A 14,006-nucleotide genomic window follows, 5' to 3' on the forward strand; every position below is an offset into this window, starting at 1 on the left:
TGCCGCCGTCGTTGCTGCGCGGTGTGCTGTCCCGGCAGCGGAGCCGGAAGCCATCCGACGACTTCCGACTTACGTTTTTGATGTGGCCCGCCGGACCCCTCTGGAAGCCGGCGGTGATCAGATGCTACTCCATCGAATTTACTTTTACCAGACCCCCGCCACCGGCAGTTGCCGCACCGGCTGAACAGGCCTACAAAACGGCTTCCCGGCCGGTTCCTTCCTTCATCACCAGCTTGCCGTCCTCGATCGATACGAGCACGCTTTTCGGCTTGCCGGTCACCTTCGTGATCGCCTTGAGCCCGCGGTTGGTCACCTCCACGCCCACCTGGGCGCCCTTCGCCGGCAGCTCCACGGAGACCTCGGACGCTATGCCAAGGATCGGATTGGTGGACACGCCAAGGTCACGCCGCGCCTGTTTACCATTCACCGTCACGGTGATATTGGCTTCCTCGAACCCCTCCTGAAACACAATCAGCAGTTCCCGCATGGCGGCCTCTTCCTCGAGCTTTGTCCCAGTGACGGCACCTCCACTACAGCACTTTGCGGGCCTGATCGGAATACCCGCGCCGGGCCCAAACCACCCCAGCTCCGGGGCGCTGCGCCGGCAGCAGTGGAGCGGCGCAGGCGGGTAAGGCAAGATGTTCTGGTGACTCAACTGCCGCAAGCACCCTCTTCCGTTCCCTCTGCAGCGCCCACGGGCGACGATGCTATTTACGCTCAAATCGCCACCGAGCTGGGCGTCAAGGCTTGGCAGGTCAAGGCCGCGGTGGAACTGCTCGACGGCGGATCCACCGTCCCGTTCATCGCCCGGTACCGCAAGGAGGCCACCGGCACCCTGGACGACACCCAGCTCCGCGACCTTGAGGAGCGCCTGCGCTACCTCCGCGAGCTCGCCGACCGCCGTCGCGCCGTCCTGGAAGCGGTGGAGGCGCAGGGCCAGCTGACCCCGGAACTGAAGACAGCGATCCTCGCCGCGGACACCAAGTCCCGGCTGGAGGACATCTACCTGCCGTTCAAGTCCAAGCGGCGCACCAAGGCACAGATCGCCCGGGAAGCGGGCCTGGAACCGCTGGCCGAGGCCCTCCTCAAGCGGCCCGACCTCCAGCCCGAGCAGGAGGCGGCGAAATACCTCAACACCGAGCACGCGATCGGCGACGCCGCCGCCGCGCTCGCGGGTGCCCGCGCCATCCTGGTGGAGCGCGCGGCGCAGGATCCCGACCTGGCCGCAACCCTGCGCGAGCGGCTCTGGACGCAGGGCCGCATGGTGTCCCGCGTGAAGAAGGGCAAGGAAGCGGACGGCCAGAAGTTCGCGGACTATTTCGAGTTCGCGCAGGCCCCCGCCGGGATGCCGTCGCACCGGGTCCTTGCGCTGCTGCGCGGCGAGAAGGACGGCATCCTCGAGCTCGACCTCGCCGAGGCGGATCCCGCGGACGACGACGCCCTCGCCGCCGCCCGTTCCCGGTACGAGTCTGCGGTGGCCAGGTGCCTCGGGGTCGCCGACCGCGGCCGGCCCGCCGACGCGTGGCTGATGCAGACCGCCCAGGTGGCGTGGCGGTCCCGCGTGCTGGCCCGTCTCACCGCGGACCTCCGCGGCAGGATGTTTGCCGAAGCGGAGGACGAAGCTGTCCGCGTTTTCGCCGCCAACCTGCGCGACGTGCTCCTGGCAGCCCCCGCCGGCAACCGTGCCACGCTCGGCCTGGACCCGGGCCTGCGCACAGGCGTGAAAGTCGCAGTGGTGGATGGCACCGGCAAAGTGGTGGCCACCGACACCGTGTACCCGCACGCCCCCGCGAAAAAGTGGGACGAAGCCCTGGCCACCCTGGTGAAGCTGGCGCGCCAGCACGCCGTCGAACTCGTGGCCATCGGCAACGGCACCGCATCCCGGGAAACGGACAAGCTCGCTGCCGAGCTGATCAAGCTCCTGCCGGACGTGGACCGGAAGCCGCAGAAGCTGGTGGTGTCCGAAGCCGGCGCATCCGTGTACTCGGCATCCGCGCTCGCAGCCGCCGAGCTGCCGGGCATGGACGTTTCGCTGCGCGGCGCGGTGTCCATCGCGCGCCGGGTCCAGGATCCGCTCGCGGAACTGGTGAAGATCGACCCCAAATCCATCGGCGTGGGGCAGTACCAGCACGACGTGACGGCGTCGAAGCTGGACCGCAGCCTGGACGCCGTGGTGGAGGACTGCGTGAACGCCGTGGGAGTGGACGTCAACACCGCTTCGCCCGCGCTCCTCAGCCGGGTGGCCGGCGTCGGGCCCCTGCTGAGCGAAAACATCGTGGCGTACCGGAACGAGCATGGCCCGTTCGCCCGGCGCACCGACCTGAAGAAGGTCCCCAGGCTGGGAGCCAAAGCCTTCGAACAGTGCGCGGGCTTCCTGCGGATCACCGGGGGAGCGGAGCCGCTGGACGCGTCCAGCGTCCACCCGGAGTCCTACGCGGTGGCGCGGAAGATTCTGGTGGCCGCCGGATCTGCGTCCGCTTCCTCGCTGGATGCCAGGGACTTTGTGGATGACACCTTCGGCCTGCCCACCGTCACGGACATCCTGGCCGAACTGGACAAGCCCGGCCGGGACCCGCGCCCTGCCTTTGCTGCCGCCACCTTCTCCGAGGGCATTGAAAGAATTTCCGACCTGAAGCCGGGGATGGTGCTGGAGGGCACCGTGACCAACGTGGCGGCGTTCGGGGCCTTCGTGGATATTGGCGTCCACCAGGACGGCCTGGTCCACGTGTCCGCCCTGGCCAACCGGTTCGTGTCTGATCCCCGCGAGGTAGTGAAGTCCGGCCAGGTGGTCCGGGTGAAGGTTCTGGAGGCGGATCCGGAGCGGAAGCGGATCTCCCTGACGTTGAGGCTCGACGACGGACCCGCCGGAGGTGCGAAGGGCTCCCGGGGTGCCGGCGCGGGCAAGCCCGCTGCGGAGAGGTCAGGCGGACGGCCGCAGCCTGCCGAGCGCGGGGCGCGGCAGGACGCCGCCCGCAGGCGGCAGGACCCGCAAAAGACCGGTGGCCGGAACACCTCCGGCGGCGGCCGTGGATCGTCGCTCAGGCCGGAACCGGCGAACACGGCCATGGCAGAAGCGCTCCGCAGGGCGGGACTGGGGAAATAGTCCGGTAGGGCCTAGGCCAAGGACAGGGTGAAGGCCAGGACGAACCCGGCTGCCGTGCTGAGGGCCACCGCCGGGCCGCCGTGTTCGTAGGCCTCCGGCATGAGGGTATCTGCCAGGGATGCGATGACGGCGCCGGCGGCGAACGCCAGCGGTATCGAGATGGCCTGAGGATCCGTCCCGGACAGCGGCCCTGCGCCGACAACAACGGCGATGACCAGCAGGGCCGCGCACCCCAACCAGAGAGCCAGGATGCTGCCCGTTGAGCGTCCTTGGCTCCGCATGGAGGCTGAACCAACCAGGGCTTCGGGGAAGTTGGAGACAAAGATAGCGGCGAGCAGGGCCAGCCCGCCGGTGCCTTCACCAAGCGCGATCCCCAGGGCGACGTTCTCCGGCACCCCATCCAGGGTGACCGCGGCCAGCAATGCCAGCCCTGCCGCTCCTCGTGTTGAGGCAGAAGTGGCACGTTTATCGGACGCGGCAGCATCCGTATCGAGCTTGGCGCTGCCTTGGAACTCGTCCGCAGGTGTCGCCTGCTCCGGCTTTCCGGGCTGCGCCCAGCGGTCCAGAAGTGCGCTGAGGACCGTGAACACCACCGCGCCACCTATAAGACCGATGGCCGCGCGGATGATCCCGCCATGTTCATAGGCATCTTCGAACAGTTCGAAGGCCAGTGCAGTGATCAGCGCCCCGGCGGCGAACGCGAGCAGCATAGCCAGGAGCCGCTTGGGCAGCTCAAACCGGACACCGATAAAGGCACCCAGAACCAGTGCACTGGATGCTATGACGCCGAACCACAGCGACATCAACATGCGGCAAGTATAGGAGGGCCTTGTTGACGTGGGAATACGTTGTGCTTGGGGCGCGCGCGGCGGACTTTCGGCAGCGCAGGCTTTTCTGCAATGGTGGATCATGACCTATTTCCTGGAGTACACCATCCCCGCCGCGTCCGATGATGCCGAGTTTGAGTTTCCCCATGATGAGATCAACTCGGGTACCACCGTTCCGCTGACCCAGACCGGTGCCGAGGTGGTACACACCACCGAGCTCCCCGCCCGCACCGGCATCATCGGTGCCACTGTGCCGGAGGCCAAGCTGGAAGCGGAACAGCTGATCTCGCACAGCCGGGCCGCCGAGGCATCCTTGTACTTCGATCCCTCCAACTCACTGCAGCCGGGCGTTGGCACGCTGGTGGCGACCTTCAGTGAGGGGCAGGGCTGGCGCGATGCCTGACCTGCCAAGGGCCCGAAAATTGCCTCGGGCCCGAGGTTACCGCCGGCCCAGGGTACGCATGCCGTTACTGCCGCTTCCCCGTAACGACTCGCGGCCGCCCGAACCGGCTGCGCACCCCCGAAGAATAGAGGACTGACTCCGGCGGGCCGCTCACTCTGATCCCGGCAGCTTCCACGATGCCGTCGTCCAGATCATGCAGTTCCGCCGCGTACAGCGGCCACGGTTCGTGGGAGTTCGGAATGTAGATGGTCCGGCCCCTGAAAGTGCCGTGCATGCCGAAACGCGCCGTGAGATGGACCGATAAGGGATCGTCCACTGCCGCATTGAAGTGCGGCACCACACTGAACCTGCTCCGCGCGCCCTGCCTGAAGCGGCGGACGGTGTAGCCTTGGGCGCCGTTGCCCGTGGTCCCTGGCGCACTCCAGCGGTGGTGGTGTATCCGCGACCAGACGTAGGGGATTTCCGCCGCCCTTGCCGCCAGGACCACCGGCAACCGGTCTGCGTCCAGGCTGAGGAACACTACGCCGCGCGTGCCGTCCGCTTCCCGGGAGTAGAGGCGGACGTTGACCTCGTTGAAAGTGCCCAGGTACGGAATCGCCGGGCCCCGTCCGATGCCCGCTTTCCGCATGCGGAATCCAATGAGGCCCACCCATGACGACCCGTCGAACACGTCCGGCCGGGTTCCCGCCGGCATGAAGCGGGCAGCCTCTGGCTCCGGGATACGCCAGTGGAGGAAGATTGCGTCTGTCCAGCGCTGGTCCATAATGGTGGGCAGTGGCAGTTCTGGCGGGCTGGGCCAGAGGGATCCGGCGTTCGAGTGTTCGTCCACAGCAAGATCCCTTCACATGGCCCACCCTCGCCTCAGCGGCGGGGTACCCACCCTACCTAACGTGCTCATGGGACGGGTTACCCAACGTACCGCATGGATCAAACAGCCTTGCCCCCGCCCTCCTAGCTTCTGGAAGAGGCATTTCCCTCCAGTAGGACGCGACTAAAAAGGCGAGTACTCATTACTGGTGAATACTCGGGTTGGCCGACTCTATGCTCGACCTACCCCGGGCCAAGGAACTGCCAAGGCCCAACAAGCGCTGACTCAGCAGTGCTTCCCCATTGGCCAGAGTTTTCCACACGCCAAGAAGAGGTGAGGCATATGTCTATCTCCACTCAGCCCCCCATTTCGCTCTCTAAGCTCGCAGCAGCGCCGGTGCGGGCGTCGATCAGCGTGGTCATCCCGACCTTGAACGAGGCCCAGAACATTCCCTGGGTCCTTCGGCGTATGCCTCTGTACGTCGATGAGGTGGTAATCGTCGACGGCCGGTCCACTGACAACACCGTCGAAGTGGCGCGGGCAGTGCGCCAGGACATCAAGGTGGTGGACGAAAAGCGCAAGGGCAAAGGTGTGGCGCTCAGGTCCGGATTCGCTGCCGCGACCGGTGACATCATCGTCATGCTGGACGCCGACGGAAGCATGGATCCGCAGGAAATCGGCTGGTTCGTTTCTCCACTGCAGCACGACTATGACTTCGTCAAGGGTTCCCGCTATGTCACCGGTGGGGGGTCGGAGGACCTGACATGGCTGCGGCGCACCGGAAACCGGGCGCTGACCGGGCTGGCCAACGCGGTTTTGCACAGCAACTATTCCGACCTTTGCTACGGCTACATCGCCTTCCGGCGGGAGTGCCTGGATGTCCTGCAGCTCGAGTCCGACGGGTTCGAAATCGAGACGGAGCTGATCGTCCGGGCCGCCAGGGCGGGCCTTCGAATCGCCGAGGTCCCCAGCTTCGAACTGGACCGCATCTCCGGAGTGTCCAACCTCCAGACCTTCCGGGACGGCTGGCGGGTCCTGGGGACGATGGCGCACGAATGTCTCCTGTGGGATTCACCCACCGCCGGTGCACGGCCGGAGGCCCTGCGCCGCGTGAAGTACGCCTACGCCAGTGTGAGTTTCCCGCGGACACCCACGGATCCGCAGAGCGTTCTTCCTGTTGTGAGCGTGGCCTGACATGGAGTACCTACCTTCCCCAACCGTCTCAGTGATCATCTGCGCTTACACCGCAGAGCGCTGGGACTGGCTGCTGGATGTCATCGAGTCGCTCCGGGGGCAAACCCTTGCACCGAAGGAAGTCATAGTGGTCATCGACCACAACGAGGAACTTTACGAGCGGCTGGCAAAGACGGCCGACGATATCACCGTAGCGAGGAACACCGGCCCGCGTGGGCTCTCCGGGGCCCGCAACACCGGTGTGGGCCTGGCGGACTCGGACGTCGTCGCCTTCCTCGATGACGACGCCGTGGCGGCGCCGGACTGGCTTGAACGCCTGATGGCCCTTTATGACGATCCCGAGGTGCTGGGCGTGGGCGGCCGGGTGGAACCTCTCTGGGAAGCGGGGCGGCCTGGTTTCTTTGGCGAAGAGCTCGACTGGATTGTCGGCTGCAGCCACCGGGGCCTGCCACGGGTGGCATCCGAAGTTCGAAACGTCATCGGTGCCAACATGTCCTTCCGGCTTAATGTGATCAGAACGGTGGGCGGTTTCAACCACTCCCTCGGCCGGCGGGGCTCGACGCCTTTGGGGTGCGAGGAGACGGAGATCTGCATCCGGTCGACCATGGGCTCCCCCGGGAGCCGGATCGTCTACGAACCGGCGGCGCTGGTGCGCCACCATGTTCCGGCAAGCCGGGGAACCATCCGCTACATGCTTTCACGGTCCTGGTCGGAGGGGATCTCGAAGGCCCAGGTCAGCCAGGTCGTGGGGCATAAGCGGGCCCTCGGCCCGGAACGCAGGTACGTCCGCAGCATCCTTCCCCGGGCGTTCTTTGCAGGGATTTACGACTGGACCCGCGGAGATCCCTCGGGACTGGGCCGCGCGGCTGCTTTCGTTGCGGTAGTGGCCTATACATCGGCAGGCTACCTCCGCGGACGCCAGCTTGGCCGTGTGCCTGGTCGCCCCCTGAACCAGCCGGTCCTGGCCGGAGTGAGTCCATGGCGGGACGTGCAGTGAACGGCGTCGGCAAGGCTCGGGGGCCGACACCGTCCAGTCCAGCAACACCATCCGACCAACACATCATCTAGACAGGGGACGAACATGCGCACTAGACAGACCAAAGCACTCAACTTTGACATCCACGGCCGCATCAACATCAGCGTTGATGCACAGGCGCCGGCAGCCCACCAGCTCAAGACCATGTTGGCGTGTTTCGCCACCGACTCCGAACGGCCAGCCCACATCGTGGTGGATGACCGGCCGGAGCCGATGCCGGATGCGGGCCACCTTGAGCACGAGCTCGCGTACACCGAGAACGCCGTGCGCTTCAATGCCGACCGGGTCCAGGTGGTCCGGGACGCGGAGCAGTGGCGCATCCACGGCGCAGGCGAACTGCTCACGTCCGTAGTGCCCGTCCTCGATGCCGCCATGGTTGAGCGCGGAGCCGCGATGATCCATGCTGCAACGATGGCTTACCGGGGCCACGCGATCGCGCTTCCTGCCGCCGGAGGCACCGGCAAGACGAGCACCGCCGCGAAGCTGATGCGGCGCGAAGGATGGTCGTTCATGGGGGACGACTGGGCCTTCCTCGCCGAGGACGCCACCCTGCTCGGCTACGCCAAGCCGATGTTCATCAAGCCGCACCACCGGAACATCTACCCGCACCTGTTTGAAGGTGTCCGGAAACCCCTCGTCCCGTCGTCGCTCTCGCAGAGCGTTGGCCGCCTGACCACGCTGGTGCACCCTTACGTCATCCGCTATCCGCGGCTCGCGGACTTCTCCCGCAAATGGTCCCCCGAGCACCGCATGGTTGACGCCGGAGCAGCGTTTCCCGGACGGCAAGTGACCACCTCGGCACCACTCGCGGCCTCCATCTACATCGAGCGGTACGAAGGCAGCCATACACAGATTCTGGAGAAGAGCACCGACTGGATGGTTGACCGGATGATGGGCAACTTCCACATCGAAATGGCAAGCTTCTCGCAGCGGGTGGTGACCGGCCTGGCCGCCACGTCCGTCGTTCCCTGGCGCGAGCACTTCGCGGCCAAGGGGCTCGTGCTGAGCAAGGCGCTCGACGGACGTCCCTGCCACCTGCTGCAGGTGCCTGCCGCGTGGTCGGCCGACCAGGCATCCGATGACATTGTCCGCCATCTTGAGGAGCTGCTGCCGGCGGTCCTCGACGAGCAGGCATAAGGGGTGGGGGCCGTGGGTCACAGCACTGCCGACGTCACCGCTGTTGTTCCGGCGCGCAACGCAGAACACCTGCTCCCGCGCTGCCTGGAGGCCCTGCGCCAGTCAGGGGTCGCCGAAATCATCGTGGTGGACGGACTCTCCACCGACCGCACCGTCGAGATCGCCCGGGCGGCAGGAGCCCGGGTGGTGAGCGACGAGGGGCGGGGCCTGCCTTGGGCCCGCACGCTTGGTGTCCGAAGCAGCAACACGCCCTGGGTCCTGCTCGTCGACGCGGACGTCGTCTTTGGACCAAACGGCGTGGCCGACCTGCTCGATGAACTGGTGGAGGACAGGTACGACGCCCTCCAGGCAGGACTGGAAAGCGTCGCCGGACCGGGCTACTGGGGGCAGGCGCTGGCCCACCACCACCGCACTGGCCGCAGCCGCAACTGGTTCGGCCTTGTGGCGACAATCGTCGACCGGGAACTGATGATGGGCGTGGGCTTCGACGACTCCTTCAAGTCCGGCGAGGACATCGAACTGCGCTGGCGGATGCGGCAGTCGGGGCTGCGGACGGGTGTGTCACGCAAAGTCTTCGTCGAGCACCGTTTTGCCGCCGACGACTTCGACTTCGCGCTGGACCAGTTCCTCATGGACGGAACGGGGCTGGGAAAGATGATCCGCAAGCACGGCTGGCGCGGTGCCAGGCTGGCCCTGCTGCCCGCTGCCGCGGCGGTCCGCGGCAGCGCCCTCAGCCTCGCCGCCGGCCAGCCGCGCTGGCTGCGGTACTACGCCGCCTTCTGCTGGTACAACTACGCGGGATTGGTAAAGGGTTTCGCATCGTGAGGGGCGAGCGGGGGGCTGCTGCAACGGACATCTCGACCCTGGTCCGGCACTCCGCGCTGCGCAGCTCGCTCGGCCTCATCCTGGCCAAGGCCGCCCAGACCGGCTCGGGCTTCGCGTTCTGGATCGTGGCCGCGCACGCGGCCGCCGAGCGTGAGGTCGGGCTCACCACGGCAGCCGTGTCCGCGGTGCTGATCTGCGCGCAGTTGGCGATCCTGGGCGCCGGGTCTGCCGTGATCGTCTCGGTGGGGCGGGGTGAACCGCCTGCCCGGGTGCTGGATGCGGCGTTCGGCATCGTGGCGGTGGCCAGCACCGTGCTGGCCCTTGGCTACCTCGTGCTGGAGGCGACCGTGGCGCCGGAGACTGCCTCGGTCTCTGTTCTCTTCTGGCTCATGTTCCTCCTGGCTGCCATCACGGGGACAATGGGCACGGTCATGGACCAGGCCCTCGTGGCGCTGGGGCGGGGCGCCAGCGCCACCCTGCGGTACACCGTGGGCGGGTTGGTCTCGCTCGCGGCCATTGCCCTCGTGGCCTGGCAGGCGCATCCCGCCCCGGTGGACATGCTGATGGCCTGCTGGACCCTCGGGACCGCCGTGACAGCGGTCATCGGGGCGGTACAGCTGAGGAGGCTTATCGGCTACAAGCCCCGGCCAACGCTGCGTCTTGTACATGGCCGCTCAGTGCTGATGCTGGGCATTCCGAACCAGCTTCTTACCCTTAGCGAGCGCGCACCTGGACTGCTGCTGCCGCTCCTGCTCGCCCACATGGTGGCACCGGAGGCCGCCGCTTACTGGTATCCCGCATGGATGATGGCGTGGGCCGCCTACACCGCTCCGATGCTGATGGGCATCGTCCAGTTTTCGGAGGGCGTGCGGGAACCTGACCGCCTGGTGGCGACCACCTGGGCCACTCTGCGGTGGTCGCTCGCCGTGGGCGGACTGGCCGCCGTCGTCCTTGTCCTCTTCGCACGCCCGCTGCTCCACCTGCTGGGGGAGCAATACGCGGACGCATCAGCCGACGCCCTCCGGCTCTTGGCGGCCGGCGTGGTCGCGTATGCAGTGCTGCAGGCCTACAACGCTGTCTGCCGGGCACGTGGCCGGTACATGGAGGGAATAGCGGTGGGGGTGACGCTGGCTGTCGCGCTCTGCACCGCCGCGCTGTGGGCCGCTGAAAAAGGCTCGACCGCGATGGCCCTCGCCTGGCTCGTGGTACTGACCGTTGGGGCCGCAGCCGTGGGCCTTCGGCTCCTCGCGATCCTGCGGGGCGTGACGAGAGAGGTGCGATGATCAGCACGCTCGAGCTGCCCGAAGAGACCAAGCAACGCTGGAAGCCCCGAGACATCTGGTGCGCACTGGCAGGCCTCGTGTCGCTGGCCCTCGCCGTGGGGGCCGCCTCAGCGGTGACCTTGCCCGTCACCAGCGACTTGGGGCTCGTGGCGATGCTGCCCTGGCCGTTCTGGGTGGGTGTCGTGCTGCTGAACGTTGCCTTCGTCGTGGCGCTTCGGGGGGACGCCGTGGGTCCGGCGCACCGCGTGGTCATGCTCTGGCTGGTGGTGGTGCTCGTCCTCGTCCTCTTCGGGACAGCACTGTTCGTGACCGACGTACCGCGGGGAGAGGTGGCATTCCGCCACCTTGGCATCGCCGACGCGCTGTCCGATATGCAGCGGGTTGATCCGGGCATCGACGCGTACTTCAACTGGCCGGGCTTCTTCGCACTTCTGGCCACGGTGCTGGCGGCGACCGGCCTTGATCCGGTAAGCGTTGCCCTGTGGGCCCCGGTGCTCAACGTCTTTCTGTGGCTTGCCGCCGTCGGCGTAGTCATGCGCTACCTCACGAATGACCCGAGGCGTCGCTGGCTGGTGCTCTGGATCTTTTGCCTCGGCAACTGGCAGGACCAGGACTACCTGTCTCCGCAGGCCTTCGGTGTTTTCCTGTACCTTGTGATCGTCGCGCTGCTCGTCGGCCCGTTGGCCGCGCTGCCGCCCAGGTTCCGCGGTTTCAGGCGCGCCGACCTGGCGGCCTGGTGGCAGGAGCGGCGGCCCGCTGATTCCCGGCCGGGACACCGGGTGGCTGCCCTCGCGATGGTCCTCTTGCTCGTTGTCGTGATCTTCGCGAGCCACCAGTTGACTCCATTCATGGTGCTGTTCGCCATCACCACCCTCACCCTGAGCGGCCGTGTCTGGCCCAGCCAGTTGCCCCTGATCACCGCGGTGGTGCTGGTGCTGTGGTTCGTCTATCCCGCGAGTGCCTACCTCGCTGGCCACCCTCCGATAGAGGACGCAGGCTTCCAGGGCGCGGTGGCGACGAACGTCGTCGAACGTGTGGGCGGTACCCCCGGACACCTGCTGGTGGTGCAGCTCCGGGTGGGTCTCACGGTCGTGTTGTGGCTGCTTGCTGCGGCCGGGGCGGTGCGCGAATGGCGCAGAAGGCGGCTGGACATCCGGGTGGCCATCCTCGCGGCTGCGCCGTTGATGCTCTTTCCCGTGCAGTCCTATGGCGGGGAAATGCTGATCCGCGTCTCGTTGTTCGCCTTGCCCTTCATTGCCCTGCTGGCCTGCTCAGCCCTGCTGCCGCCCGACGGCAGCCTTCGCCTCTCCATCCGCAGGGCGGCGGCCTTGGTGCTCACCTTCGTGGTCCTGGCCGTGCTCAATGTGACGGGCCGGTTCGGCAATGCAGAGTATGACCTCTTCAGTGACAGTGAAATGGCGGCCGTCACCGCCGTGCAGAGCCTGGCCCCGCCAGGCTCGGCGATCATTTCGGCTGCGCACCCAACACCTTGGCGGGACCAGACATATCTGGAGCACCAGTACCGGACCATCGACGACCTGTGCTCTCCCGACTTGTCGGCGGCGACGTGCGGGCCGATCGTCTACAACTTTGTGCGGCATAATGCCCAAGGCGGCTTCCTGATGTTCCTGCGCTCGTCGGAGGCCAGTATCGTGCTCCAGGGCGAGAGCACCACGGAGGGCTTCGCCGAGCTGGAGGAGTGGCTGGATGCCCAGAACGGCGTGAGGCTCGCATTCAGCAATGCGGAGGCACGCGTCTACCGGATGACACCATGAACGGCGGAATCAGCCGGCCCACCCTGGCGCTTGGCCTCGCTGCCGTCGCACTGTCAGTGGTGACCCTCGTGGGGCTGCCCGGACCGCTCCAGGCGCTGGTGGCTCTTACCGTCCTCGTCCTGCTCCCGGGGCAGGCACTGGTTCGGCTGACGCCGGTGACCGACGCCGCGCTTGCAGCGCTGCTGGTCGTGGCGCTTGGCATCGCCGCGCTGACAGCCGTCTCCACGGCGATGTTCTACCTCACCGTGTGGTCGTGGCAGGGGTGCGTGGTCGCGATGGGTGCCATCACTGTCCTCGCCTGCTTGGCCCGGGAACGCAAGGAGGCCCCGGCATGATCGATTTCCCCGGAGTGCTTGCTGCGGCCGCCCTGCTCACCACCCTGATAACGCTTGAGGTGCGCCATACCGGACAGGATCCGGAGCAATCCGCAGGCCCGCGGCACGCGAACCGGACCGTCAGCCGGATCGCGGTCGCCGCCGTCTGGACGGTCTTCCTGCTTCTTTTCGTTCCGCGCGTATGGGAGCTGATCACGTGAGCCGCGCGGCGCGGTGGTGGCTCCTCAGCGACCTTCACCTGGATGACTCCGACGACGATCCCCGCCACCCCGGCAGGGAGTTGCCCGGGTTCCTCCGGCGCGAGGTGCTGGCGGCCCGGGGGCGGGAGCGGCACGTGGTCTTCGTCGGTGACACGTTCGAACTGACCGGGTTCAGCGAGGACGAGAGCCTGGCCCGGCTCAAGTCCATCCTGGACCAGCACGTGGACACGTTCCGGACGCTGCAGGAGTGCGCGGCCCTCGGCGTGCAGCTGCATTTCGTCTGCGGCAACCATGACGTGGAGCTGGCCCGGCCCTCCGTGGCGGCCAGCCTGGCGGAACTGCTGTCACCCGTGGAGCCCGGGCGGGTCCGTGTCCACCCGTGGTTCCTGCATGTTCCTGGCGTGCTCGTCGCGGAGCACGGCCACCAGCACCATGCCCTGCACCGCATCCCGGAATTGCTCCGCACGGCGGTCAACGGCACCGACGGGCTGGATTTGCCTCCGCTTGCGGCCTGGCACGCCCAACCATCGGGGTCACGCCTGAGCCGTGCCGGCGCCGTTGCCCGTGCCTGCCTGGCGTCCGAGCGGGCAGAACGGCGCGTCCGGTCGGACGCCTACGACGTACTGCTGCAGTCTGAGTCCCGGCGCCTTGCCCTCGACGAGGACCTCGTTCGGGAACTGGCGCGCCTGTCAAGGTTCCGGACGGTGTCGGCTGTCCCGCGCACCGCTACCCGCATGGTCCTTGCGGCCGCCGGACGCAGCATCGCCAGCGAGCAGGCCCCTGCCGCTGCCGGCCGGTTCGCCCGTACCCTCGAGGCTTCGCGCTCCGGGGTCGCCTGGTACATTTCAGCCCACACCCACAGGGCGCTGGAGTCCCCGCTGGAGGACTGCTCCACCCGGTACATCAACACCGGTACGTGGTGTTCGGACGTCCGCGGCCGCGGACCTGACGAGTCGGACCGCCGGGCGTTCCCGTATGCCATGGTTGACGTCACGCCTGCCGGAGAAACCAGCGGCGGCCTGCGGTACTGGCACCCGACCGCGGGATCCTAGCGCGGCCGCCGGCTAACCCCGGGGCGGG

Annotated in this window: 14 protein-coding genes; 11 read left to right on the forward strand and 3 right to left on the reverse strand. The window is 67.2% G+C overall.

Features of this window, described 5'->3' with window-relative positions; genetic code table 11:
• Nucleotides 1-190 precede the first annotated feature (190 nt).
• Nucleotides 191-487 carry a hypothetical protein gene (locus tag ACJJV6_RS12425; RefSeq protein WP_354176387.1) on the reverse strand — a complete coding sequence of 99 codons (297 nt, stop codon included), beginning with the start codon at nt 485-487 and terminating at the stop codon, nt 191-193.
• A gap of 159 nt (nt 488-646) precedes the next feature.
• Between ACJJV6_RS12425 and ACJJV6_RS12430 the strand changes: the two genes are divergently transcribed.
• The gene (locus tag ACJJV6_RS12430) at nt 647-3,103 is read left to right on the forward strand and encodes a Tex family protein (protein ID WP_407709015.1); all 2,457 of its coding nucleotides are present in this window, start codon (nt 647-649) and stop codon (nt 3,101-3,103) included.
• 11 nt (nt 3,104-3,114) lie between these two features.
• Here the strand turns inward: ACJJV6_RS12430 and ACJJV6_RS12435 are convergent, their stop codons facing one another.
• Nucleotides 3,115-3,912, reverse strand: a complete 798-nt coding sequence (locus tag ACJJV6_RS12435; RefSeq protein WP_009356932.1) for a ZIP family metal transporter — start codon at nt 3,910-3,912, stop codon at nt 3,115-3,117.
• 100 nt (nt 3,913-4,012) lie between these two features.
• Between ACJJV6_RS12435 and ACJJV6_RS12440 the strand changes: the two genes are divergently transcribed.
• Nucleotides 4,013-4,333, forward strand: coding sequence for a hypothetical protein (locus tag ACJJV6_RS12440; protein ID WP_133351606.1), 321 nt, complete (start codon nt 4,013-4,015; stop codon nt 4,331-4,333).
• A gap of 64 nt (nt 4,334-4,397) precedes the next feature.
• On the opposite strand, the gene ACJJV6_RS12445 is transcribed toward ACJJV6_RS12440, so the two are convergent.
• Entirely contained in the window at nt 4,398-5,096 is a 699-nt protein-coding gene (locus ACJJV6_RS12445) for a YqjF family protein (protein ID WP_407710499.1), read from the reverse strand.
• Nucleotides 5,097-5,483: 387 nt separating this feature from the next.
• Here ACJJV6_RS12445 and ACJJV6_RS12450 point away from each other — a divergent pair, with 387 nt between their 5' ends.
• From ACJJV6_RS12450 to ACJJV6_RS12490, 9 genes are all read left to right on the forward strand, one after another.
• Entirely contained in the window at nt 5,484-6,335 is an 852-nt protein-coding gene (locus ACJJV6_RS12450) for a glycosyltransferase family 2 protein (RefSeq protein WP_407709016.1), read from the forward strand.
• Nucleotide 6,336: 1 nt separating this feature from the next.
• Complete coding sequence (locus ACJJV6_RS12455) at nt 6,337-7,332, forward strand: glycosyltransferase family 2 protein (protein WP_407709017.1); 996 nt, start codon at nt 6,337-6,339, stop codon at nt 7,330-7,332.
• An 84-nt stretch (nt 7,333-7,416) separates the two neighbouring features.
• Nucleotides 7,417-8,508 carry a hypothetical protein gene (locus tag ACJJV6_RS12460; RefSeq protein WP_407709018.1) on the forward strand — a complete coding sequence of 364 codons (1,092 nt, stop codon included), beginning with the start codon at nt 7,417-7,419 and terminating at the stop codon, nt 8,506-8,508.
• A gap of 12 nt (nt 8,509-8,520) precedes the next feature.
• Nucleotides 8,521-9,333, forward strand: coding sequence for a glycosyltransferase family 2 protein (locus ACJJV6_RS12465; RefSeq protein ID WP_407709019.1), 813 nt, complete (start codon nt 8,521-8,523; stop codon nt 9,331-9,333).
• The gene (locus tag ACJJV6_RS12470; protein ID WP_407709020.1) at nt 9,330-10,616 is read left to right on the forward strand and encodes a lipopolysaccharide biosynthesis protein; all 1,287 of its coding nucleotides are present in this window, start codon (nt 9,330-9,332) and stop codon (nt 10,614-10,616) included. Before ACJJV6_RS12465 ends, ACJJV6_RS12470 begins: the two co-directional genes overlap by 4 nt.
• A complete protein-coding gene (locus ACJJV6_RS12475) occupies nt 10,613-12,391 on the forward strand; it encodes a glycosyltransferase (RefSeq protein WP_407709021.1) in 1,779 nt (592 codons plus the stop codon). The genes ACJJV6_RS12470 and ACJJV6_RS12475 overlap by 4 nt, the downstream gene beginning before the upstream one ends.
• Complete coding sequence (locus ACJJV6_RS12480) at nt 12,388-12,726, forward strand: hypothetical protein (protein WP_407709022.1); 339 nt, start codon at nt 12,388-12,390, stop codon at nt 12,724-12,726. Before ACJJV6_RS12475 ends, ACJJV6_RS12480 begins: the two co-directional genes overlap by 4 nt.
• Nucleotides 12,723-12,926, forward strand: a complete 204-nt coding sequence (locus tag ACJJV6_RS12485; RefSeq protein WP_407709023.1) for a hypothetical protein — start codon at nt 12,723-12,725, stop codon at nt 12,924-12,926. The genes ACJJV6_RS12480 and ACJJV6_RS12485 overlap by 4 nt, the downstream gene beginning before the upstream one ends.
• Complete coding sequence (locus ACJJV6_RS12490; RefSeq protein ID WP_407709024.1) at nt 12,923-13,978, forward strand: hypothetical protein; 1,056 nt, start codon at nt 12,923-12,925, stop codon at nt 13,976-13,978. The genes ACJJV6_RS12485 and ACJJV6_RS12490 overlap by 4 nt, the downstream gene beginning before the upstream one ends.
• The last annotated feature ends 28 nt before the right edge of the window (nt 13,979-14,006 follow it).

This window comes from Arthrobacter nitrophenolicus (assembly GCF_045833485.1).
Classification (GTDB): domain Bacteria; phylum Actinomycetota; class Actinomycetes; order Actinomycetales; family Micrococcaceae; genus Arthrobacter; species Arthrobacter nitrophenolicus.

Excerpts from the sequence above, each read along its gene's own strand:
- ACJJV6_RS12425 (WP_354176387.1), bottom strand. The coding sequence starts at position 487 with ATGCGGGAACTGCTGATTGTGTTTCAGGAGGGGTTCGAGGAAGCCAAT.
- ACJJV6_RS12435 (WP_009356932.1), bottom strand. The coding sequence starts at position 3,912 with ATGTTGATGTCGCTGTGGTTCGGCGTCATAGCATCCAGTGCACTGGTT.
- ACJJV6_RS12440 (WP_133351606.1), top strand. The coding sequence starts at position 4,013 with ATGACCTATTTCCTGGAGTACACCATCCCCGCCGCGTCCGATGATGCC.
- ACJJV6_RS12445 (WP_407710499.1), bottom strand. The coding sequence starts at position 5,096 with ATGGACCAGCGCTGGACAGACGCAATCTTCCTCCACTGGCGTATCCCG.
- ACJJV6_RS12450 (WP_407709016.1), top strand. The coding sequence starts at position 5,484 with ATGTCTATCTCCACTCAGCCCCCCATTTCGCTCTCTAAGCTCGCAGCA.
- ACJJV6_RS12455 (WP_407709017.1), top strand. The coding sequence starts at position 6,337 with ATGGAGTACCTACCTTCCCCAACCGTCTCAGTGATCATCTGCGCTTAC.
- ACJJV6_RS12460 (WP_407709018.1), top strand. The coding sequence starts at position 7,417 with ATGCGCACTAGACAGACCAAAGCACTCAACTTTGACATCCACGGCCGC.
- ACJJV6_RS12475 (WP_407709021.1), top strand. The coding sequence starts at position 10,613 with ATGATCAGCACGCTCGAGCTGCCCGAAGAGACCAAGCAACGCTGGAAG.
- ACJJV6_RS12480 (WP_407709022.1), top strand. The coding sequence starts at position 12,388 with ATGAACGGCGGAATCAGCCGGCCCACCCTGGCGCTTGGCCTCGCTGCC.
- ACJJV6_RS12485 (WP_407709023.1), top strand. The coding sequence starts at position 12,723 with ATGATCGATTTCCCCGGAGTGCTTGCTGCGGCCGCCCTGCTCACCACC.